General features: G+C 68.1%; 23 protein-coding genes and 1 tRNA gene. 10 read left to right on the forward strand and 14 right to left on the reverse strand.

The annotated features are described in order from the left end of the window. Positions 1–56 precede the first annotated feature (56 nt). Positions 57–695, forward strand: coding sequence for a S24 family peptidase (locus tag FHS98_RS13275; RefSeq protein WP_167105789.1), 639 nt, complete (start codon positions 57–59; stop codon positions 693–695). Here FHS98_RS13275 and FHS98_RS13280 read toward each other — a convergent pair. Continuing rightward, entirely contained in the window at positions 692–865 is a 174-nt protein-coding gene (locus FHS98_RS13280) for a hypothetical protein (RefSeq protein WP_167105792.1), read from the reverse strand. The genes FHS98_RS13275 and FHS98_RS13280 overlap by 4 nt on opposite strands. Before the next feature lie 131 nt (positions 866–996). Between FHS98_RS13280 and FHS98_RS13285 the strand changes: the two genes are divergently transcribed. The 3 genes from FHS98_RS13285 to FHS98_RS13295 all read left to right on the forward strand — a co-directional run bounded on the left by FHS98_RS13285 (position 997) and on the right by FHS98_RS13295 (position 7,623). After that, positions 997–1,227 carry a hypothetical protein gene (locus tag FHS98_RS13285; RefSeq protein ID WP_167105795.1) on the forward strand — a complete coding sequence of 77 codons (231 nt, stop codon included), beginning with the start codon at positions 997–999 and terminating at the stop codon, positions 1,225–1,227. Between the two features lie 115 nt (positions 1,228–1,342). Continuing rightward, a complete protein-coding gene (locus FHS98_RS13290; RefSeq protein ID WP_167105798.1) occupies positions 1,343–3,424 on the forward strand; it encodes an autotransporter assembly complex protein TamA in 2,082 nt (693 codons plus the stop codon). Continuing rightward, positions 3,424–7,623: a translocation/assembly module TamB domain-containing protein gene (locus tag FHS98_RS13295; protein WP_167105801.1), complete on the forward strand. Its 4,200-nt coding sequence runs from the start codon at positions 3,424–3,426 to the stop codon at positions 7,621–7,623. The genes FHS98_RS13290 and FHS98_RS13295 overlap by 1 nt, the downstream gene beginning before the upstream one ends. Before the next feature lie 557 nt (positions 7,624–8,180). On the opposite strand, the gene glnA is transcribed toward FHS98_RS13295, so the two are convergent. Both glnA and FHS98_RS13305 read right to left on the reverse strand, forming a co-directional pair. Further along, a complete protein-coding gene (gene glnA, locus FHS98_RS13300) occupies positions 8,181–9,593 on the reverse strand; it encodes a type I glutamate--ammonia ligase (protein WP_167105804.1) in 1,413 nt (470 codons plus the stop codon). Positions 9,594–9,642: 49 nt separating this feature from the next. Beyond that, the gene (locus FHS98_RS13305) at positions 9,643–9,981 is read right to left on the reverse strand and encodes a P-II family nitrogen regulator (RefSeq protein WP_019832184.1); all 339 of its coding nucleotides are present in this window, start codon (positions 9,979–9,981) and stop codon (positions 9,643–9,645) included. Between the two features lie 199 nt (positions 9,982–10,180). Here FHS98_RS13305 and FHS98_RS13310 point away from each other — a divergent pair, with 199 nt between their 5' ends. From FHS98_RS13310 to FHS98_RS13320, 3 genes are read left to right on the forward strand one after another with little or no spacing between them, the layout of a single operon-like run. Next, entirely contained in the window at positions 10,181–10,969 is a 789-nt protein-coding gene (locus tag FHS98_RS13310; RefSeq protein WP_167105807.1) for a phosphocholine cytidylyltransferase family protein, read from the forward strand. Beyond that, on the forward strand, positions 10,966–12,099 hold the full coding sequence (locus FHS98_RS13315; RefSeq protein ID WP_167105824.1) for a hypothetical protein: 1,134 nt from the start codon (positions 10,966–10,968) through the stop codon (positions 12,097–12,099). The genes FHS98_RS13310 and FHS98_RS13315 overlap by 4 nt, the downstream gene beginning before the upstream one ends. Next, complete coding sequence (locus tag FHS98_RS13320; RefSeq protein ID WP_167105827.1) at positions 12,096–12,809, forward strand: endonuclease V; 714 nt, start codon at positions 12,096–12,098, stop codon at positions 12,807–12,809. Before FHS98_RS13315 ends, FHS98_RS13320 begins: the two co-directional genes overlap by 4 nt. 4 nt (positions 12,810–12,813) lie before the next feature. On the opposite strand, the gene FHS98_RS13325 is transcribed toward FHS98_RS13320, so the two are convergent. Further along, the gene (locus FHS98_RS13325; RefSeq protein ID WP_167105830.1) at positions 12,814–13,356 is read right to left on the reverse strand and encodes a peroxiredoxin; all 543 of its coding nucleotides are present in this window, start codon (positions 13,354–13,356) and stop codon (positions 12,814–12,816) included. 38 nt (positions 13,357–13,394) lie between these two features. Beyond that, complete coding sequence (gene map, locus FHS98_RS13330) at positions 13,395–14,222, reverse strand: type I methionyl aminopeptidase (RefSeq protein ID WP_167105833.1); 828 nt, start codon at positions 14,220–14,222, stop codon at positions 13,395–13,397. Positions 14,223–14,270: 48 nt separating this feature from the next. Here map and FHS98_RS13335 point away from each other — a divergent pair, with 48 nt between their 5' ends. Then, on the forward strand, positions 14,271–15,029 hold the full coding sequence (locus FHS98_RS13335) for a competence/damage-inducible protein A (RefSeq protein ID WP_167105836.1): 759 nt from the start codon (positions 14,271–14,273) through the stop codon (positions 15,027–15,029). Between the two features lie 10 nt (positions 15,030–15,039). Here FHS98_RS13335 and FHS98_RS13340 read toward each other — a convergent pair. Next, positions 15,040–15,113 (reverse strand) — tRNA-Gly (locus FHS98_RS13340). A gap of 274 nt (positions 15,114–15,387) precedes the next feature. Between FHS98_RS13340 and FHS98_RS13345 the strand changes: the two genes are divergently transcribed. Further along, positions 15,388–15,867 carry a Panacea domain-containing protein gene (locus FHS98_RS13345; RefSeq protein ID WP_167105839.1) on the forward strand — a complete coding sequence of 160 codons (480 nt, stop codon included), beginning with the start codon at positions 15,388–15,390 and terminating at the stop codon, positions 15,865–15,867. Continuing rightward, positions 15,854–16,384 carry a hypothetical protein gene (locus FHS98_RS13350; RefSeq protein WP_167105842.1) on the forward strand — a complete coding sequence of 177 codons (531 nt, stop codon included), beginning with the start codon at positions 15,854–15,856 and terminating at the stop codon, positions 16,382–16,384. Before FHS98_RS13345 ends, FHS98_RS13350 begins: the two co-directional genes overlap by 14 nt. Here FHS98_RS13350 and FHS98_RS13355 read toward each other — a convergent pair. The 8 genes from FHS98_RS13355 to FHS98_RS13390 form a co-directional block, all read right to left on the reverse strand. Next, positions 16,381–17,718, reverse strand: coding sequence for a site-specific integrase (locus FHS98_RS13355; protein WP_167105845.1), 1,338 nt, complete (start codon positions 17,716–17,718; stop codon positions 16,381–16,383). The genes FHS98_RS13350 and FHS98_RS13355 overlap by 4 nt on opposite strands. Positions 17,719–17,760: 42 nt before the next feature. After that, entirely contained in the window at positions 17,761–18,441 is a 681-nt protein-coding gene (locus FHS98_RS13360; protein ID WP_167105848.1) for a hypothetical protein, read from the reverse strand. Next, positions 18,438–18,713, reverse strand: coding sequence for a hypothetical protein (locus FHS98_RS13365; RefSeq protein WP_167105851.1), 276 nt, complete (start codon positions 18,711–18,713; stop codon positions 18,438–18,440). Before FHS98_RS13365 ends, FHS98_RS13360 begins: the two co-directional genes overlap by 4 nt. Before the next feature lie 125 nt (positions 18,714–18,838). Next, a complete protein-coding gene (locus FHS98_RS13370; RefSeq protein ID WP_167105854.1) occupies positions 18,839–19,423 on the reverse strand; it encodes a hypothetical protein in 585 nt (194 codons plus the stop codon). Further along, positions 19,420–19,770 carry a thermonuclease family protein gene (locus tag FHS98_RS13375; protein ID WP_167105857.1) on the reverse strand — a complete coding sequence of 117 codons (351 nt, stop codon included), beginning with the start codon at positions 19,768–19,770 and terminating at the stop codon, positions 19,420–19,422. Before FHS98_RS13375 ends, FHS98_RS13370 begins: the two co-directional genes overlap by 4 nt. Further along, entirely contained in the window at positions 19,767–20,285 is a 519-nt protein-coding gene (locus tag FHS98_RS13380) for an ASCH domain-containing protein (RefSeq protein ID WP_167105860.1), read from the reverse strand. The genes FHS98_RS13375 and FHS98_RS13380 overlap by 4 nt, the downstream gene beginning before the upstream one ends. Next, on the reverse strand, positions 20,282–20,701 hold the full coding sequence (locus FHS98_RS13385; RefSeq protein ID WP_167105863.1) for a hypothetical protein: 420 nt from the start codon (positions 20,699–20,701) through the stop codon (positions 20,282–20,284). Before FHS98_RS13385 ends, FHS98_RS13380 begins: the two co-directional genes overlap by 4 nt. Continuing rightward, positions 20,698–21,516, reverse strand: a complete 819-nt coding sequence (locus FHS98_RS13390) for a DUF6551 family protein (RefSeq protein WP_167105866.1) — start codon at positions 21,514–21,516, stop codon at positions 20,698–20,700. The genes FHS98_RS13385 and FHS98_RS13390 overlap by 4 nt, the downstream gene beginning before the upstream one ends. Between the last annotated feature and the right edge of the window lie 10 nt (positions 21,517–21,526).

Below are 21,526 nucleotides of genomic sequence, written 5' to 3' on the forward strand. Positions count from 1 at the left end.
GATTTGTTCTTCATTTCCTACTTGTCTAGGATTTTTCCTATCGCTAGATTGAGAGCATGGACGGAGACGATCCCCGTGCCGTGCTGGAACGGCTGATCCACGAGCGGGGGGAGGATTGCGCCTCGCTCTCGCGGCTGATCGGCCGCAATCCGTCTTATGTGCAGCAGTTCATCAAGCGCGGCTCACCGCGCCGCCTGGCGGAGGGGGACCGGCAGCGGCTGGCCCGCTATTTCGGCGTGCCCGAGACATGGCTCGGCGCCGCCGTCGCAGCACCCCGGCCGGCGGCGGCGCTGGTGACGGTGCCCGTGCTCGACACCGCCGCTTCGGCGGGGCCGGGCGCGGTGGGGGAGGATCGGCTGTCGGCGGCGGGCATCGGCTTCTCGGAGGCGTGGCTGCGGCGGCTGAGGCCGAGCGGCGGGCGCGAGGGGCTGTCGCTGATCCGGGTGACGGGCGAGTCCATGCTGCCCACGCTCAACGACGGCGACGAGATCCTCGTCGACGGGCGCGATGCGGGGGAGCGGCTGCGCGACGGGGTCTATGTGCTGCGCGTCGACGGGGCGCTGATGGTCAAGCGGCTGGCGCGCGAGGGCGACGGCTTCGCGGTGAGGAGCGACAACCCGCACGCCGGCCCGGTGGACCTCGCCGGCGGGGTGGAGGTGATCGGCCGCGTGCTGTGGACGGGGCGGCGGCTCTAGCGCCGCCGCCGGTCCGCCAGCCACAGGGCGAGCGCGGCGGCGATGCCCAGCCCGGTGCCGACGAGAACGCCGATGGTCGGCTGCCCCTTGATGGAGCCGATCAGCGCACCGGCGAGGATGAAGAGCGCGAGGAGGATGCCGCCAGCCTGCGGCGCGGGACGATCTGCCATGCGACCGTCCTGCCACGAACCGCAGGGGTACGCCAGCGGCGCTCATGGTGGTGCGGCCGTTTACCGTCTCCCTAGGCCGCCGGTTAACGGCCCCATGCGCAGAGCGGGGTTCCCGGTCAGGCCGGAAGCGCATGGGCGGAGAAGGCGTGCTGGATCGAAAATTCTTCGTGGCGGACCGGGAGGCCTATGACGGCGCGGCGGCGCTGCTCGATGCGTTCGGCGAAGGCGCGCTGGCCGAGGCCGCCGCGCGGGCCGAGCGCTGCCGGGGCGTCGGCAACCATGTCCATTATACCCGCTGGTGCCGGGTCGGCCGCGCCATCCTGCAACTCGGCGAGCCCGATCCGGGCGGCGCGCTGCATTGAGCGTGGCCGCCGGGTGACGGTTCGGCCCGGATAAGCGCCCTCCGGGCCGGAAATTCGCATCGGCGGCGGACAAGAGCGGTTTGCCTCCGCCGCAAACCGCACTAGGGTCCGCGGCATGTCGCCCGTCGCCTCGCGGCGCCGCGCCCGGAGCGCCTGCGCCGCGATTGTTCTTGTCGCTTGTCCCGTCGCCGCCCACGGGCAGGACGCGCCGACGACGGCTGGCGCGCCGCAGTCGCTGCCGGACATGACGCTCGACCCGCATTCCCCGATGGCGGCGATGCCGGATCTCGGCGTCGACTGGCCGGATCTCGCCAAGCCGGACGCCCCGCTCGGCATCCTGCCCCCGGACGAGACCTCGCCCGGCGCGCCGACGCTCTTCCTCCCGCCGCCGACGCAGCCCGGCGCCGGAGGCAAGCCCGCCAAGGCGGCATCGTCCCGGACGACCGAGACGACCGGGGACCGCCGCTATGCGCTTGCCATCGAGGGGCTGGGCGATGTCGCGGCGGACGGGCTGGTCGAGCGGTTCGACGCGCTCTCCTCGCTGCATCAGGGGGAGGGGGCGCTCGCCAACGTCGCCCAGATCGACCGCCGCGCCCGCGAGGATGCCGATCTGCTGCGCGAGCTTCTCCGTGCCTATGGCTATTACGACGCCGAGGTGGACGCCCGCGTCGGCGGCGCGGCCGGGCCGACGCTGTCCGGCCAGCCGCGCCTCGCGGTGACGCTCTCGGTGACGGCGGGGCCGGCCTATGCTTTCCGCAGCGTCGCGCTGCCGGGCCTCGCGGCGGCGGGGCGCGACGAGCAGGCGCTTGCCCATGCCTTCGGGGTGAAGGCGGGCGATCCGGTCAATGCCGACAAGGTGACCGAAGGCCTCGCGGCGCTCAAGCTGGCGCTCGGCCAGCGCGGCTATGCCTTCGCGACGGTCGCCGAGCCGGACATCACCGTCGATCACGACACCCACGAGGCGACGCTCTCGCTCGCGGTCGAGCCGGGCCGGGTGATGCATTTCGGCGCCTATCGCTTCGCGGGCAAGCGCGTGTTCGGGATGCACCATCTCCTGCGCATCTCGCGGATGAAGCCCGGCGACCGCTACGACGCGACCCGCCTCGACGATCTGCGCCGCGCGCTCATACAGACCGGCCTCGTCTCGGTCGTCCAGCTCACCCCGATCCGCACCGCCGATCCGCAGGTGGTGGATGTCGAGGCCCGCCTCGAACCCGCCCCGCCGCGCACCATCGCGGGCCAGCTCGGCTACGGCACCGGCGAGGGCGCGAGCATCGAAATCAGTTGGCAGCACCGCAACCTGCTGCCGCCCGAGGGCGCCGTCACCTTCCGCGGCCTGCTCGGCACGCAGGAGCAGCTCCTCTCCGCGCAGCTCCGCCGCGGCAATTTCCACGACCGCGATCAGGTGCTGACGGGGCAGGTCGCCATCGACCATCAGAACCGCCCGGCCTACGATGCCCGCACGCTGACGCTGGCGGGGGGCATGGAGCGGCAGACCAACATCATCTGGCAGAAGAAATGGACCTGGTCCTATGGCGGCGAACTGATCGGATCGGACGAGCGCGACGTGATCGCCGCCACCGGCCAGCCGCGCCGCCGCACCTATTTCATCACCGCCGCGCCGCTCAGCCTCGCCTATGACGGCACCGACGATCTGCTGAACCCGTCGCGCGGCTGGCGGCTTTCCGCGCATGTCTCGCCGGAAGTGTCGTTGCAGGGCTCGACCTTCGCCTATGTCCGCATCCAGCTCGACGGATCGGCCTATCAGCCGGTGGGCGACCATCTGGTATTCGCCGGCCGCCTGCGCTTCGGCTCTATCCAGGGATCGAGCGCCGACCGCATCGCGCCGACGCGGCGTTTCTATTCGGGCGGCGGCGGATCGGTGCGCGGCTTCGGCTATCAGAAGATCGGCCCGCGCGACATCGACAACGATCCGGTCGGCGGCGCCAGCCTCGCCGAGTTCGGGCTGGAGGCGCGCATCCGCTTCGGCAATTTCGGGATCGTGCCCTTCTTCGACGGCGGCAATCTCTACGAGCAGTCGCTGCCGCGCTTCACCGGCTTCCGCTACGGCACGGGCCTCGGCTTCCGCTATTACACCAGCTTCGGGCCGGTGCGCGTCGATGTCGGCACGCCGATCAACCCGCTGCCGGGGGATAGCCGCGTGGCGGTCTATGTCTCGCTGGGGCAGGCCTTCTGATGGCCGAAGAGGTCGCCATCCCCGACGCCGTTCCCGAAGCCGCCACGGCGGCGAAGCCGCGCCGCCGGCTGCACTGGTCGCTGCGCGGGCTGGGCACGATCGTCGGCCTGCTGCTGCTGGTGCTGGCGGGCGTGGGCTTCGGCGTCGACACGGACGCCGGCCATCGCTTCATCGTCGATCGCATCGCGGAGCTGCGCCCGTCGAGCGGCCTGCGCATCCATATCGGCCGGATCGAGGGATCGATCTGGCGCCATGCCCGCATCCGCGATCTCAGGCTGTACGATCCGCAGGGCCTGTTCCTCGAAGCGCCCACCATCGATCTCGACTGGCGCCCCGGCCGCTGGACGGTGCATCGGCTGCATGTCGACCGGCTGCATTCCGATCTGGTGATCGTCCACCGCCTGCCGAAGCTCCGCCCCGGCAAGCCCGGCCAGCCGATCATCCCCGGCTATCGCATCCATCTGGGCGATCTCGACATGCGCCTGCGGCTGGAGCCCGGCGTCGCGGGGGCCGAGCGGCGGCTGGTCCGCATCGTCGGCAAGGCGGACACCGGGCGCGGCCGCGCCGTGATCGGCGTGCGTGCGCTGTCGAGCGCGGGGGACCGGCTGGTGCTGGCGCTCGACACCGAGCCCGATCGCAACCTGTTCGACGTCGACGCGCGGCTGACCGCGCCGGCGGACGGCGTGGTGCCCGGCCTGTTCGGCGCGCGGCGGCCGGTGACGATGGTGGTCGGCGGCGAGGGGCGCTGGACGGGCTGGCAGGGCCATGCCCGGCTCGATGTCTCGGGCCAGCGCATCGTCGATCTCGCGCTCCGGCAGGCGAAGGGGCATTATGCGCTGTCCGGCCGGATCACGCCCGGCTCGATCACCCATGGCAAGCTCCAGCGGCTGACCAGCCCGTCCATCCTCGTGGCGGGCGGCGCGCGCTATGAGGATCGGCGGCTGGAGGGGACGATCCGGCTCGCCTCGCCGGCGCTGAACCTGGTGTCGAGGGGCACGATCGATCTCGCCCATGGCAGCTTCGATCCGCTGAAGACGGACATCATGCTGCTGCGCCCGCCCGCGCTCTTCCCCAACATGACGGGGCGGGAGATCCGCCTTCATGTCGAGCTGAAGGGCGCCTTCCGCACGGCGACCTATCGCTACGAGGCGCGCTCGCCGCATTTCGCCTTCGACAATACCGGCTTCGAGGAGTCCCATGCCGAGGGCGCGGGCAAGCTCGGCGGGCACGCGCTGACGCTGCCGATCCGCTTCACCGCGCGGCGGGTGACGGGCATCGGCGACGTGGCGGGCGGCATCCTCGCCAACATGACGGTGGACGGCGTGCTCAAGGTCACCACCAAGGCGCTGACCGGTGAGGGGCTGACGCTCCGCTCGGACAAGCTCAACGGCAAGCTCGCTTTGTTCGTCGATCTCGACACCGGGCGCTATGCGGTGGACCTGTCGGGCGGGCTGCAACGCTATCTGATCCCCGGCCTCGGCATCGTCGACGTGCTGACCGAGCTGAAGGCGCTGCCCGGCGAGGGCGGCCACGGCACCATCGTCTCCGGGCGCGGGCGGGCATGGGTGCGCCGCTTCGACAACAGCTTCCTGCGCACGCTGGCGGGCGGCCTGCCCGAGCTGGACACGCAGCTCACCCGCACGCCGGACGGGGTGATCCATTTCTCCGGCCTCCGGCTCACCGCGCCCGCCATCACCATCACCGGCAGCGGCCAGCGCCTGCGCGACGGCAGCTTCCAGATGACGGGGCAGGGCACGCAGGCCACCTACGGCCCGTTCAAGCTCGCGCTTGACGGGCAGATCGATCATCCCAAGGTGAACCTGCTGCTCGATCATCCGGTGGACTCGCTGGGGCTCTCCGCGGTGAAGCTCGATCTCGATCCGATCGATGGCGGCTTCACCATGAAGGCCTCGGGCGGATCGACGCTGGGCGCGTTCACCGGAAACGGCGCGATCCTGACGCCGCCCGGACAGCCGACGGTGATCCGCGTCGATGCCCTCGACGTGACGGGCACCCATGCGACCGGCCAGCTCCGCTCCGATCCGGGCGGCTTCACGGGCCAACTCGCGGTGGCGGGCGGCGGGCTCGCCGGCACGGTGGACTTCGCCCCCGCGCAGATGCTCCAGCGCATCGGCGTCCACCTCAAGGCGGAGAATGCGGCGCTCGCCGGCGATATCGGCGCGACCGTGCGGCGCGGGCAGGTGAATGCGGACCTGCTGCTCGATCCCGCCGGCACGCATGTCGATGCGACGGTGGCGGCGCAGGGCCTGCGGCGCAGCGCCCTGTCGCTGGCGCGGCTGACCGCGCATGTGGTGATGGCGGGTGGCAAGGGCGACGTCCGCGCCTCGATCGCCGGCTCGCGCGGCCGCGCCTTCGCCTTCCAGACCGACACCGCCATCACGCCCGACAGCTACACCGTCCATGGCCAGGGGCAGGTCGACGGCCGCCCGGTCAACCTCACCACCGCCGCCGTGCTGCGCCACCAGCAGGGCATCTGGGTGCTGAGCCCGACGAGCCTCACCTTCGCGGGCGGCCATGCCACCGTCGCCGGGCGCTTCGGCGCGGCGACCACCGCCTTCGAGGCGAGCCTCGACGCCATGCCGCTGGCGGTGCTCGACATGTTCAAGCCGGGCCTCGGCCTCAGCGGCGAGGCGACTGGGCGGCTGAGCTATGCGCTCCCCGTCGCCGGCGCGCTGCCGACCGGCCGCGCGGACCTGCGCATCCGGGGCCTGAGCCGCGCCGGCCTCGTGCTCTCGTCCAAGCCGGTCGATGTCGGGCTGGCGGCGGTGCTGGCCGGCACCGGGGCGGGGTTGCGCGCCGTGGCGGTGAGCGGCGGGCAGGTGATCGGCCGCGCGCAGGCCCGCCTCGCCCCGATCGGCGCGGGGGCCTCGCTCGGCGACCGGCTGCTCGCCGCGCCGCTGTTCGCCCAGCTCCGCTACAACGGCCCGGTAGACACGCTCTGGCGCCTCTCCGGCATCGAGACGATCGACCTCTCCGGCCCGGTCGCGATCGGCGCGGACATCAACGGCACGCTCCGCGATCCCGTGATCCGCGGCTCGCTCGACACGCAGGCCGCCCGCATCGAGAGCGCCACCACCGGCACCGTGATCGAAGGGATCAGGGCGCATGGCCGCTTCGACGGATCGCGCCTGCTGATCGACCAGTTCGCCGGCTCGACCAAGGACAACGGCCACCTGACCGGCCACGCCAATTTCGACTTCGCGGGCGCGCACGGCCTCGGCATGGACATCGCGCTCGACGCCCAGCACGCCATCCTGCTCGCCCGCGACGACATCGGCGCGACGGTGACGGGGCCGCTCACCATCCGCTCGGACGGGCATGGCGGCACGATCGCGGGCCATGTGCGGCTCGACCGATCGAGCTACCGCTTCGGCCGCGCTGCGGCGGCGACCGTGCCGCATCTCGCCGTCCACGAACTCAACCGCTCGGTGGAGGAGGACGAGGAGGAGCCCCGCGCGCCCTGGGCGCTCGATCTCACCACCGACGCGCGCAACCAGCTCTTCGTGCGCGGGCTGGGGCTCGACAGCGAGTGGCGCGCCAAGCTCGCGATCAAGGGCACGGTGGAGAATCCGGCGATCACCGGCCGCGCCGACCTCGTGCGCGGCAATTACGAGTTCGCCGGCCGCCGCTTCGATCTCGATCGCGGCATCATCCGCTTCACGGGCACGCAGCCGGTCGATCCCGCGCTCGATATCGTGGCCAACGCCAGCATCCAGGGGGTGAACGCCTCGATCCACGTCTCCGGCACGGGGACGAAGCCGGACATCGCCTTCACCAGCGTGCCCGCGCTGCCCGAGGACGAGCTGCTCTCGCGCCTGCTGTTCGGCACGTCGATCGCCAACCTGTCGGCGCCCGAGGCGCTCCAGCTCGCGGGCGCGGTGGCGGCGCTGCGCAACGGCGGCGGCAAGGGCAGCCTCGATCCGATCAACGCGATCCGCCGCGTGGCGGGGCTCGACCGCCTGCGCATCGAGCCCGCCGACGTGACGACCGGCCAGAAGACCTCGATCGCGGCGGGCAAATATATCGGCAAGCGCACCTATGTGGAGCTGGTGACCGACGGGCAGGGCTATTCCGCCACCCGCGTCGAGTTCCAGGTGACGCGCTGGCTGTCGCTGCTCTCGACGATCTCCACGATCGGCCGGCAAAGCGCCAATGTGCGGGTGTCGAAGGATTATTGAGAGAGGCTCATCTCCCCTCCCTGAAAGGGAGGGGGCGGGGGGTGGGTTCTCCCGATGCTGGCGTATCGCTATCCGGCAACGAACCCACCCCAACCCCTCCCTTTCCGGGAGGGGCTTTCCTGGCGGGGTTCGCCCCACTTGCCGCGACGCCGAACCGCCATCTTGACAGTATAAACCAAATAGGTTATAATCCCTCCCGTTCCCTTGCGCCCCCGATCACGGCGTGAGGGAACGGGGTCCGGGTTGAAATCCCGGTCGGCCGGCGCGAAGTCATCCGGTTCAGCCGAAGCTTCGCAGACCATCTCCCACGGCCAGCCTTCGCTCGCGTTCCCGTCGCACATCGGGATCGCCTCGCGGAGGTCCGCCAAACCCGGCGTCTTTCGGACGCCCGGCAGGCACAGCGCCTGCCACACCGGGTGCGCGCGACAGGACGCGCCGGCCGCTATCCTCTTCCCATGATGCGGGAAAGCCGCGTCCGCAAATCCAACATCGCCTGAAAAGCAAAACGCCCGGAGGTTTCCCTCCGGGCGCTTGCCTTTGAACCGATCCGGTGATGATCAGCTCGAATAATACATGTCGTACTCGACCGGCGACGGGGTCATTTCCCAGCGCGCGACGTCGGCCCACTTGATTTCGGCATAGGCGTCGATCTGGTCCTTCGAGAACACACCGCCCTTGAGCAGGAACTCATGGTCGGCTTCGAGGCTGTCGAGCGCCTCGCGCAGCGAGCCGCAGACGGTCGGAACCTGCGACAGCTCTTCCGGCGGAAGATCGTAGAGGTTCTTGTCCATCGCCTCGCCCGGATGGATCTTGTTCTCGATGCCGTCGAGGCCGGCCATCAGCAGCGCTGCATAGCAGAGATACGGATTGGCGAGCGCATCCGGGAAACGGAACTCGACGCGCTTGGCCTTGGCGCCGGTGCCATAGGGGATGCGGCACGAGGCCGAGCGGTTGCGCGACGAATAGGCCAGCAGCACCGGCGCTTCATAACCCGGCACCAGACGCTTGTAGCTGTTGGTCGACGGGTTGGTGAAGGCGTTGAGCGCCTTGGCGTGCTTGATGACGCCGCCGATGAAATAGAGGCACATGTCGCTGAGGCCGGCATAGCCGTCGCCCGCGAAGAGCGGCTTGCCGCCGTCCCAGATCGACATGTGGGTGTGCATGCCCGAGCCGTTATCTTCCTTGATCGGCTTGGGCATGAAGGTCGCGGTCTTGCCATAGGCATGGGCGACCTGGTGGACCACATACTTGTAGATCTGCATCCGGTCAGCGGTGGTGACCAGCGTGCCGAAGGTCAGGCCCAGCTCGTGCTGCGCGGCGGCCACCTCATGGTGGTGCTTGTCGCAGGGCAGGCCCATTTCGAGCATGGTGGAGACCATCTCGGCGCGGATGTCGACGGCGCTATCGACCGGCGCGACCGGGAAATAGCCGCCCTTGGCGCGCGGACGGTGGCCGAGATTGCCGCCTTCATATTCGCGGCTGGTGTTGCCGGGCAGCTCGATGTCGTCGATCTTGTAATAGCTCGCCGAATAGCTGTTCTCGAACCGCACGTCGTCGAACATGAAGAATTCGGCTTCCGGGCCGACATAGACGGTGTCGCCGATGCCGGTGGACTTGAGGAAGGCCTCGGCGCGCTTGGCGGTCGAGCGCGGATCGCGGGCGTAAAGCTCGCCGGTCGACGGCTCGACGATGTCGCAGACCAGGATCAGCATCGGGGTCGCCGAGAAGGGATCGATCCACACCGCGTCCAGATCCGGCTTCAGGATCATGTCGGACTCGTTGATGGCCTTCCAGCCCTCGATCGAGGAGCCGTCGAACATGAAGCCGTCGGTCAGCTCATCCTCGCCGACGACGCCGGCCACCATCGACAGGTGCTGCCACTTGCCCTTGGGATCGGTGAAACGAAGATCGACCCACTCGATCTCCTTTTCCTTGATGAGGTTGAGAACGTCAGAGGCGGTGTTCGCCATGGGGGGATGCCCTTTTCCGCTGAGAGAGGATGATAAGGTAACGGGGGGGTTAGATCGCGTCCGAGCCGCGTTCGCCGGTGCGGATGCGAACGGCGGTGTCGACCGGGATGACGAAGATCTTGCCGTCGCCGATGCGGCCGGTCTGCGCGGCGTTGGCGATCGCCTCCACCACGCGCTCGGCCAGCGCATCGTCCACCACCACCTCGAGCTTCACCTTGGGCAGGAAATCGACGACATATTCGGCGCCGCGATACAGCTCGGTATGGCCCTTCTGCCGGCCGAAACCCTTGGCTTCGGTGACCGTGATGCCGGACACGCCCACTTCGTGGAGCGCCTCCTTCACCTCGTCCAGCTTGAACGGTTTGATGATGGCTTCGATCTTCTTCATCAGTCGCGCCCCTCCAGAACGCAGCGTCCTCGCGTTTTCAATAAGCGTGCCAGACGAGGGACCGCAAGCGGGCCGGGGGTTCGCTCGCGCAGCAAAGCGGGCGTCTGCTTAACGCATGTGCAAAAATCTGAGCGCCTGCCCGTTATTTGGGCAGAACTTTGCCGTCACATCGCCGTAATCGTCAGGCAACAGCACGGACATGAGCGAATCCGCACCCCATGCCATCCTGCTCTGCGCCGGCCTCGGCTCGCGGCTGCTGCCGCTGACGGCCGACCGTCCGAAATGCCTGATCGAGGTGGGCGGCAAGACCATCCTGGAGCATCAGGTGGAGGCGCTGCGCGAGGCGGGGGTGAGCGGGATCACCATCGTCGGCGGCTATCGATTCGATCGGCTCCAGGCCTTCGTGGAGGAGCGCTGGGCCGAGGACGAGCGGCCGGAACTGGTGCTCAACCCCTTCTATGCGATCTCCAGCTCGATCGGCAGCGTGTGGGCCGCGCGGCACCGGCTGTCGGCGCCCTTCTGCCTGCTGAACGGCGACACCGTCTATGATCCGGCGCTGGTGAAGGACGGCCTCTCGCGCCTGAAGCCCGGCCTCAACCTGTTCGTCGAGCCGGTGGTCGTGCCCGAGGTCGACGACATGCTCGTCCGCCTCGATGGGGACCGCATCGTCGCGGTGGGCAAGACGTTGCCGGAGGCGCTTGCGCACCATCGCTCGCTCGGCTTCATCGTCGGCAACGCGCCCGACGGCGCGGGCTATGGCGAGGCGCTCGACAAGGTGATCCGCGAGGTGGAGGGCGTGCAGAATTTCCACCACGCCATCGTCGACCGGCTGGCGCATGAGGGCGGCGTCCATGCCGTGCCCTTCTCGGGCGGCGTCTGGACCGAGATCGACCGGCCCGAGGATATCGCCCGCTGGCACGGCGAGTCCGTCGAGGCGCCGAAGAAGGGCAGCGCCAAGGTCCGCGCGATCGGCGGCCGTCGCGGATGAGCGGACGGCGCGGGCGCGTCGCCTTCCTGTTCCTCGGCGAGACGCTGCTGATCCCGCATCTCTATCCCATCGCCGAGGCGCTGGCGGAGATGGCGCCTGCGTTGCCGATCGATATCTGGGTGTCGACGTCGGTCCATGAGGGGCTGATTTCGGGCTGGCTGGCCGAGGCGGGGCTGGGCGAACCGCGGGTCCGTGTGCGCCGCGCGCCGGGTTTTCGCGATCATCCGCATCTGACGAAGGGCGAGAACCCGCCGATCCCCGCCAAGCTGCCGACGCTGGCGCGGCTGGTGCCGCACCTGCTGGGTGCCTCGGTGGTGGTCTGCGCCGAGCAGACGAGCCTGTGGATACCGACGGCGCTTCCGTTCCTGCGCCAGCGCTTCGTCATCACCGCGCACGGCGCCGGATCGATCAACGACCGTATCGACCGTCGCCGCAGCCACGCCTGGATACACCTGCTGCCGAGCATTTTCGAGGCGGACGAGATGGTGCGCGGCGGGCAGGTGGGCTCGCGGGTCGCGGTCACCGGCTATGTGAAGGCGGCCTTTCGCGGGCGGACCGACCGGAGCGCGCTGTTCGAGGCCGACCGGCCGATCATCCTCTACACGCCGCACTGGCAGAAATACCGCTCCTCCTGGTGGGAGTGGGGGCGCGAGATCGTCGCCATGCTGGCCGCGCAGGATCGCTACAACGTCATCATCGCGCCGCATCAGCGGCTGGTCGAGAAAGACCCGGCGATCCGCGAGGTGCTGGCCGGCGTCGCGCATCTGCCGCATGTCCATGCAGATCTCGACAGCTTCGCGATGGTCGACGGGAGCTATACGGCGGCCGCCGACATCTATCTGGGCGACACGTCGAGCCAGGTGCTGGAATTTCTGATGCGGCCGCGCCCCTGCGTGTTCCTCAACGCGCAGAAGCTCGACTGGCGGGCGACCGACGATCATGGCTTCTGGGAATGCGGCGAGGTGATCGAGGCGCTGGCCGACGTTTCCGCCGCGATCGACCGGGCGGCCGAAGTCCATCCGCGCTTCGCCGAGACGCAGCGCGAATGCGCGGCGCTGACCATGGGCGACACCGGCCCCGAGGCGCCGGTCCGCGCCGCGCGCAAGATCATGGAGGCGGCGGGCCTGTGAGGGCCGACTGGCTCGACCCGCCGAGCCTGAAGGACGCCACCCGTGCCCAGCGCGAGATCGCCGAGGCCTGCGAGACGGAGGACCGCATCGGCGAGGTCCGCCTGATCGCCGGCACCGACACCTCGGCCAAATGGCGCGATCAGCGCGGGCCGATCCACGCCGCCGTGGCGCCCCTCCGCTGGCCGTCGCGCGAGGTGCTGCCCGCCGTGACGGTGACGCGGATACCGCCCTTTCCCTATGTGCCGGGCTATCTCGGTTTCCGCGAGACGCCAGCGCTGGTCGCCGCGTGGGAGCGACAAGCGGAGAAGCCGGACATGCTCTTCGTCGACGGCCATGGCCGCGCCCATCCGCGCCGCTGCGGCATCGCCACGCATCTCGGCGTGCTGCTCGACGTGCCGACGGTGGGGGTGGCGAAGTCGATCCTGTGCGGGCGCGTGGAGGGCGAGCTGGGCGAGGCGCCGGGCTCGACGGCGCCGCTGGTCGATCGCGGCGAGGTGGTGGCGATGGCTCTGCGCACGCGGGCGCGGGCTCTGCCGGTCTATGTCGGCACGGGGCATCGCGTCTCGATCGACACGGCGGTGCGCTGGGTGCTGGATCTGGCCGAAGGGCGCCGCCTGCCGCTCACCACGCGGCTCGCCCATGACGCCGCCAATGCGGCGCGGCGGGCCTTCCTGTCCTCCCCCCGCGCAGTGGGGGGAGGGGGAGAATGAAGGATCAGATTTTCTTCGGGTGCGCCGCCTTCCACGCCTTCACCGCGTCCATCGTCTTCTGGACATGGCCGGCTGGGTCCATCGCCGAGTAAGCGAAGATGATCTTGCCGTCGGGCGCGATGACATAGGAGGTGCGGTTCGCGCGCGTCGAGGTGGCGAGCTTCACGTCATAGTCCGCGATCATCTGCGGCGTGGCCGAGGCGACCGCGAACTTGTTGCGGCACTCGCTGACCGAGAATTTGTCGAGCACCTCGATCGGGTCCGCCGACACGCCGATCACGGTAGCGCCGAGCTTCCTGAAGCCGTCGGTGGCCTCGGCGAAGTCATGCGCCTCGATCGTGCAGCCGGTGGTGAAGGCCGCCGGGTAGAAATAGAGCACGACCGGGCCTTTCTTCAGCGCCTTGGCGAGATCGAAGGGCATTTCCTTGCCGGCGAGGCTCGCCTGCGTGGAGAAGGTCGGCGCGGCGGCACCCACCGACAGCGCGGCGAAGGCCGGTGCGGTGCAGAAGGCGAGGGCGGCGAGCGCCGGGACGAGCGACAGCTTCATGACGCGGAAACTCCTGTTGGCAAGACGACGAACGCGGATCAGGCGTAGGGCGGGTGGTCCAGCCCCGCAGGACTCTTCGTGAAAATCTCGCATCCGGTTTCAGTGATGCCGATCGAATGTTCGAATTGCGCCGACAGCGTGCGATCGCGCGTCACCGCCGTCCAGCCGTCGTCGAGCATCTTCACGTCCGGGCGGCCGATGTTAATCATCGGCTCGATCGTGAAGATCATGCCGGGTTTCAGCTCCGGCCCGGTGCCGGGCTTGCCGACATGGACGACCTCCGGCGCATCGTGGAACACGCGGCCGACGCCATGCCCGCAGAAATCGCGCACCACGCCGTAGCGATGCTTCTCGGCATGGGTCTGGATCGCATGGCTGACGTCGCCGAGATGGTTGCCGGGCTTCGCCTGCTCGATGCCCAGCATCAGCGACTCATAGGTCACGTCGACGAGGCGCTTCGCCTTGATCGGCACGTCGCCCACCAGATACATGCGGCTGGTGTCGCCGTGCCAGCCGTCGAGCATCGGCGTCACGTCGATATTGACGATGTCGCCCTCCTTCAGCGCCTTTGCGCCGGGGATGCCATGGCAGACGACATGGTTGATCGAGATGCAGCAGCTCTTGGTATAGCCCCGATAGCCGAGCGTCGCGGGCACCGCGCCGCCCGCCAGCGTCATCGCGCGGACGATATCGTCGAGCGCCTCGGTGGTGACGCCGGGGACGACATGCGGCACCAGCGCGTCGAGGATCTCGGCGGCGAGGCGGCCGGCCTTGCGCATCCCCTCGAAGGCGGCGGCGTCGTAGAGCTTGATCGCGCCGTCTCGTTCGATGACGTCGTCGGCGGTGACGGAAACATAGCTGGTCATGCGGCCCCATATAGCGCTTGGCAGCCCCAAGCGCTATGCCGTGACGCGATGGATGATACGCGTATCTGGACCGCCGGTCTCGTGGTGATCGGCGACGAGATTCTGTCGGGCCGCACGCCGGATCGCAATGTCGCGCAGATCGGGCTGTGGCTGAACCTCCAGGGCATAAGGCTGGCCGAGGTCCGCATCGTGGCGGACGACATGGCGGCGATCGGCGAGGCGGTGACGGCGCTCGGGGCGCGGCACGACTATCTCTTCACGACGGGCGGCATCGGCCCGACGCATGACGACATCACGGTGGAGGCGATCGCGGCGGCCCTCGGGCTGGAGGTGGTGATCCATCCCCGCGCCCGCGCCGTGCTGGAGGAGTATTACGCCACCCGCGGCGGGCTCACCGAGGCGCGGCTGCGCATGGCGCGCGTGCCGGCCGGCGCCGAGCTGATCGAGAACCGCATGTCGGGCGCGCCGGGCATCCGGCTCGGCAATATCTTCATCCTCGCGGGCGTGCCCCATATCGCCGCCCAGATGATCGACGCGCTGACCGGAACGCTGGAGGGCGGCCGCCCGCTGCTCTCGGCCGTGGTCGGCTGCTGGGTGCCCGAAAGCGAGGTGGCCGAGCTGCTCCGCGAGACCGAGCGCGGCCATGCCGGTTGCCAGATCGGCAGCTATCCCTTTTTCCGCGAGGGGCGGGTGGGCGCCAATTTCGTCATCCGCTCGACCGAGCAGGAATTGCTGGACCGCTGCGCCGAGGCATTGGTCGCGGCGCTCGGCGAGGCGGGCTATCAGGCGGTGATCGCCGGGATTTAGGTGCGGTCCGTGGAGCGGGTGAAGGGAATCGAACCCTCGTCGTAAGCTTGGGAAGCTTCTGCTCTACCATTGAGCTACACCCGCACCGAATTGAAAACGCTAGGTTTTCTCGGTTGGCCCCTCTTTCATTCCAACGCATTCAAAGTTGGAATTCCAACGGGCGCTGTTTCGATAGCTGCCAGAGCTCGAGAGTGCAATGGGTTGCACGCATGCCTCCAAGACGGATGCAAACGTTTCCCTCCTTAACCATGACCATTTGCTAAGCCCTATCATCATCACTATATGCTCGCCTTGGAACGGCGCTCTCGCCCGGCGAGTTCATCCCCCGATGGGCCGTTCTGAAGAGGGATAGGTAGAAATGGCTGACGCCCGCGTCGTTGCCAATCGGCTGCTCGAAATGGCAGCGGCTGATGGTCGCAGCTTGACGCCCATGCAGGTTCTGAAGCTGGTTTACATCAGCCACGGCTGGTCGCTCGGTCTTTATGGTAAGCCCCTGATCGATCAGCCGGTCGAGGCATGGCAGTACGGTCCTGTTATCTCCGACCTCTATAACGCGATGCGGAAATTTGGTGGCAATGCGGTCCAAGGGCCGCTGAGCATCGGCTGGGGATCGCGTGCCGAAAATCTTACTGGCCTTGAGGACGATTTGCTCGGCCAGGTCTACAAGCTGTACGGCCACATCAATGGCGTCGCACTGTCGCGGATCACTCACGCTCCGAACACGCCTTGGGCGCAGACCTATGCGCCCGGCAAGTTCGGTACGGTGATCCCGACCGATATGATTGCGGACCATTACCAGCGGCTGGCGTCTGAGCGGAGTTCGGGTGGACGAGGCTGAAGAACCCGTCCGCGCCGTCATCCCTGGCCTTCCTCCGACGGAGGAAGCTGCGGCCGCTGGATTCTTGCCGGGAGCCGTGGCGGCCGAGGCGGAGGCGGCGGAGTTTTCCAGCGGGCTCACTTGGGATGAGTTGAAGCTCCGGGCTGCCATCCCGGAGCTGTTTGACAATTCGACCCCATCTTTGCCTGTTGACCCGCGGCCCCTTGATGCGGCTCAGCAAGAAGCCGCCGATTTCAGCAGTGGCAAGTCTCGAGATGAGCTGGCGGAAGAGGCTTTTCGCGGCGAACATCGCCGGAACGAGAAGTTTCGAAATCACTTTGAGGTGATGGCCATCTGCGCGCTCTGGCTGACGGCCATCGCGGTGACCGGCATCGGTTCGGTCTGGCTGCTTCACATGGTGCTGCCGGCGAATCGTCGTTGGCTGTCCAGCGAGGATCTGTCCCACATTCAGAGCATCGTGACGGCTGGCTTGCTGGTCGGCGTGATCGGTAACCACTTCAAGAAGCGCCTAAACTAGGCCGCTGAGCCTGTCTGGGCCTGCTCGCCATGATCGGCAGCCTTTTCGCTGCGACCATGCATTGCCAGCACCGCGATCGCAGCCTGGCGCGTGGTGCGGGGGCCGTAGATCTCGAGCATCGCCTCGATCGTCTTGATGCTGTGCCCGGTGATCGAAGCGATCAGGCCGGGCTCGAGGTTCTTCTCCAGCGCGCGCACGACGCGGGTGCGGCGCAAGTCGCGGAACTCGAGCTCGGCGAGGCGTGGGTAAGGCTGCGCGCCCTTGGCTCGCGCTTCGGCCGGTGGGTTGATCGCCCAGTCGCGCGCCTTGGCGAACTGGCGATGGAACTGGCGGGTCGTCCAGGGCAGCCCCGTCTTGTCGTCGAGCAGGAGAACGGTCTGCGGGGGATCCATCGCGAGGTTGCGCTTGAACGCCTCCTCGATGCGCGTGCGCAGCGGCCGCACGATCGGCACGCCAACCCACTTCTTGGTTTTCCCCTGGCGCTGGGTGAGGCCCATCAGCTCCTCGTCGTCGCCGCGCAGCGCGTCCATCAACGTCGGGTCGTGGAGATGCACCGGCTTCCAATGCTGCCGGCTGATCTTGAGAATGTCGGCATGGCGCTGGCCGTAATATTCCGCGATCTCGACGGCGAGGGCGAGGCTGGGATAGCCGATCGCTTCCGCGCCCCGGGCGAATGCCTCGATGTCCGCGCGGCCGCCGTCCTCGTCCCACACGGCATCGCGGGGCGGAGGGGTGGCGAGCTCGAAGTTGACGGCCGGGTTGGCGTCCTTCGAAAGCAAGCCCCGGCGGATCCCATGTTCGAACAGCTGGCGGAGCACGCGCAGCGTGTTGTGGGCGCGGTGGTGCTGAATCTCGCCGTCGTCATTGGGCTGCATCAGCGCATTGCGGAGCTTGATGACGCGCTCCTTCGTGATGGTGGCGATCGCCACGCCCGTCGACCATTGTTCGATGATGTTGAGGCCGGTGCGATAGGCCTTCGCCGTGTTGGGCGAGAGCGGCTCGCCCAGCGTCGGATTGCGCTGTACGGCCGGCAGCAGATATTGCCTCTCGCGCTCGGCAATCTCCTTGCGGTAGCCGTCGATCATATCGTCCATCGTCGCGCGACGGATGATCTTCGCTACCTCGCGGGGCTTTTCGCCGCCCTCGCGCCAGCTGGTGACCTTCTCGTTCTGGGCTTCGGCCGCGCTGATCGCGGCGACGAGATCCTGTCCGAGCGAGATCGCCTTCCAGCCGTGCTTTGAGAGCGCGGCCGATGGCTGCCAGTAATAGCGGATGCCCCCGGCGGTGTCCTTCGAGACGAGGCAGGGGATTTTCTTGCCGAGTATGTTGGCCATGAGCGGGCGAGCCTGTGGCGTGAGGGAAGGATGATGCGCGGATCAGGCCGCGTTGTCGAGCGCCTGCACAGTGGAGCGCCGATCGGCGCGCCACATGCGGCAATGTTCGGTGAGCCAGGCGCGATCGGCGGGATCAACCGGCCGAGCCCAGCGGGCGCCGGCGTCGATCTGAGCGAGCTCCCATTCGATGCGCGGCACCTCAAAGTTCCGGAACATCGCGCAGCGCTGGCCGACCGGCTGGTCGAACAGGCAGTCGGACCAGACGAAGCCGTCTACCCAGTAGCGCCAGTGAACTGCCTCGAGCCGTTCCATCTGCAGCGTGGCATCCACCTTGTTGAGGCGGTTCGCCTCGATGCGTCGGGGATAGGCGTTGCGCCGCATCGCGAGCTCGCGGCGCAGCTCACGCACCTTGGCGTCCCAGGACACCAAGGCGAGCTTGCGCTCGGCGCGCCGGGCGGAGACGTGCTCGGCCCAGATTTGGGGCGAGCGGTCGGCGTAGCTGCAGCAGTCGGCGATGATCTCATCCCAGACGAGGATGTGATGCTCGGCCTCCTGCGGGCTCATGCCGCGTCCCTGCCTGACCAGCATGGGATAGAAATCGCGGCGGTGCCGGATCTCGTTGCGCAGCTCCTCCTCCTGCTCCTCCTCGCGGATCGACCAAGGCGGCCGGTGCGACAGGGGGGACATGGGCGTGAAGCCGAAATCGAGCGGACGGGCGTTCATAGGCTTTCGAACCCCTTGGATTTACGAAGGCTGACATAAGCGACGGCCGACATGCGTCCGCCTTCCCGGTCCTCTTTCGCCCAGCGATCGAGCAGGCGACGGCTCGCCTGGCGGGCATAGGTGCCGGTGACGGTATCGCCGCGCGAACCGTCGCGGGTGATGCGGGCTGCCAGCTGCAGCGGTGTGAGCACGCGGCCGCGCGTGGTCTGGCGGTTGTGCCAGGCCTGCTTGTGCGGATCGGTGCAGAATAATTGATTGGGATGCCCCGGCACGAAGCTCAGGCCGCATTCCGGGCAGGGATGGCCGCCAGGGCGCTGTAGCGCCTGCGACGGCCCGAGAGGTGCCGGGGAAGCCCCGGCACGCTCAGAGGGCGTCTCTGGCAGACCGTGTAACACGGTCAGCCCTGACTCTCGCCGGGCGCGATCCAAACGGCGGTAGCGCAGCCTTCGCCGTGCTTTTGGTCGCAGCGGACAGCTTCCCAACAACTGGCGCAATAATGGCCCATCGTCTCATCGCAGGCCATGTATCCGCGGGCCAGAGGGGCGCCGCAGGCCGTGCAACCATCGCTTGCGGCAGCTGCGGCTTCGTCCACGGGAGCATCGGAAATCGCCGGCTCGCCCTCGTACGGCACGCGACTGGCGAACGCCTCCAGCGCTTTGTCCAGATCGCGGCTTTCAGAAGATGTGTCGTTGCGCGCATCCCAGAAGATGCGCGCCGCAATGACCAACGCATGCACGTCGCCGGGTACGCCGGGCGCAGATGCTGCGGACCGCAGGCAGTCCGCGATGGAGTGCCGCTGGTTCCAGAGCCACTCGATCAGCTTGCCGTCAGCGCGGTGCTGATATTCGCCGATCTCCTGGTGGTGGCATTTGGTCAGATCCGCGAAGCTGTCCGCGAAGTAGCGGCCGTCATCGGTCAAATCCTCCTGCGTGGCCTTGGCGATCAGCCCCTCCAGTACGGTCGGGTCGAGGGCCGCGATCATGAGTGCGGCCACTGGATGGCGTGGCCGGTGCGCAGCTGCTCCTCGCCGACGTCGACGCCGGCGACGGTGCAGCGGGCCACGATGCGGCCATAGCGGTCGAACGGGGAGCCGCCGCGCGGGCTGGCGCTGACCGGCTCGCAGCGGAGCTCGCCGCGATCGAGCAGGGCCGTCAGTGCGTCGCGTGCGGCGATCGGATCGCCCGGGGCGCAGCTGCGGCCGCGACGGCAATGGCCGGGCATCTCCGGCGCATCGATGCGTGCGAGGCGGATATGCTCCGGCCGGTTCGAGCAGGCCAGTGTGTCGCCATCGATGGCGAGCGCGTGGGCGCAGATGAAAGCGGTGATCATAGCAGAAGGTTCTCCACGGCGTTGGAGGCGTCGCACCACTTCCAGAAGCCCTGGGCGCCACGCATCGGAATGGGGTCGGCGAATGGTTGGACATCCAACATGGGCCATCCCCAATTCTGGTCCTGAGGGCGGTCGCTATCGATCGGGAAACCCAGATCGCCGGCGAGCCGTGGCTCGCCGATAACGACCGTTCCAAGGCCAGCCGAGAGTGGGAGGCGGATGCCGCCATCATAGATATTGAGCAGAAACGGCAGGGCTTTGTACACATCGAGCGCGGTCGGATGCTCTACCGGCCGCTGTTCCTCGATTGCGTTGACCTCATGGATGACGGACTGGATGAGGCCCCAGATCTCCTCTGTCGTAGTTCTGCGGGCGCCAGCGTGGATGACAATGCGCTTACCGACCATCGACGCAGGAGCTTTCCATCTCCGCCATTCGTATGGTTTCGCGCCGAGCATGATCAGGGACGCCCATGGCTGCCAGATCGTGAGAGCCTTCGTAGCTCCTTCCGTCATGCCATTTGTTCCTCTAATGTTCTTACATGGGCAACAAGCGCTTCGAGACGCTCTTCGACTGTTTCCGACACGGCACGGACGCCGTGGTGGAGTGTCAGGCCTGCGGTCATTGGATCCCGCTGACGATGGTCACGCTCCTGAAGATGGACGGGATCGAGCCGAGCTTTCCGTTCTGGCGCGCCGAGCGACGGTTCCGCTGTTCGAAATGCGGTCAGAAGCGGAGCCGGGTTTACCCGGGGACGCGGCCGCACGAGTGGAAGGGCAATCGATAGCCCGGTGCGGCGCATGAGGTATGCCTGGTTGCGGATGGCTTGCTTGCTGCGCCCCGGCAGGAGCGGCAGGCAGGCCGTCGCCTTCCCCGTTGGGTAGTGGCGGCGGATCACCGCCATCTCCTCGAAGGTCCAGTCGCGCCTCACGCCGCGCGCCTCGTCAGCTGATCCTCGATTGCGTAGCGCATGGCCGTTTCCGGCAGTTCGCCATGCTTCGCCTGGCGCCGGAGCATCTGGGCATACCAGTCGGATTGCTTCCGCATGCGCAGCGCGGCCGCGAGCTGACCGGCGTTACAAGGGCTGCTCTCCTGGAGCTGGTAGAGGCCGCGCAGGATGCTCCCCGAATAGCGGAGCACCTCTTCCGGGTAGGCCAGCGCGATCGCCGCCAACGCCTCGCGCGTGCGGTCCTCGCCAATCCGGCGGATCGCAGTTTTCAATCCCTGAACAGCCGAGATTTGACCCGGTTTCCAGCAGCTGAAGTTGGTGCTCGATGCTACCTCGAGTCCGGCATCTCCAAGCACGCGCACTGCCTGTAACGCCGCCTCGTCGCCGGCGGCGACCGCGGCGCGGAAGGTATCGACCGGCGACATGGCCCGACGTTTGGTGTTGACGGCCACAAAGCAGGCCGCCTCGTCTGCGACGGTCTCGAAGCTCGAGATGATGCACGGCAGGAACTGGATGTCACCGCGCATGCGGGCGGCCTCCAGTCGGTGCTGACCGTCGATGACGTAGAAGCGGCTGGCGCCGTCCTCGGCGCGACGGGCGACGGTGAGCGGCGCGCACAGCCGCCAGTCCCAGGCTTCCGCGATCGCGCGGATCGCCTTGCGGCTGTCCTGCCCCTCAGTCGAGCGCTGGTAGCTCGGATCGATCAGCAGCTCGCGGACGGGGCGCTGCTCGATCGAGGGCGGATAGCCCTTTGGCGGGGCGAAGGCAGTCTTCGAGGGGGCAGTCTTTCCAGCCATGCGTGCGCTC

It is taken from the genome of Sphingomonas oligoaromativorans, assembly GCF_011762195.1.
Lineage (GTDB): Bacteria > Pseudomonadota > Alphaproteobacteria > Sphingomonadales > Sphingomonadaceae > Solisphingomonas > Solisphingomonas oligoaromativorans.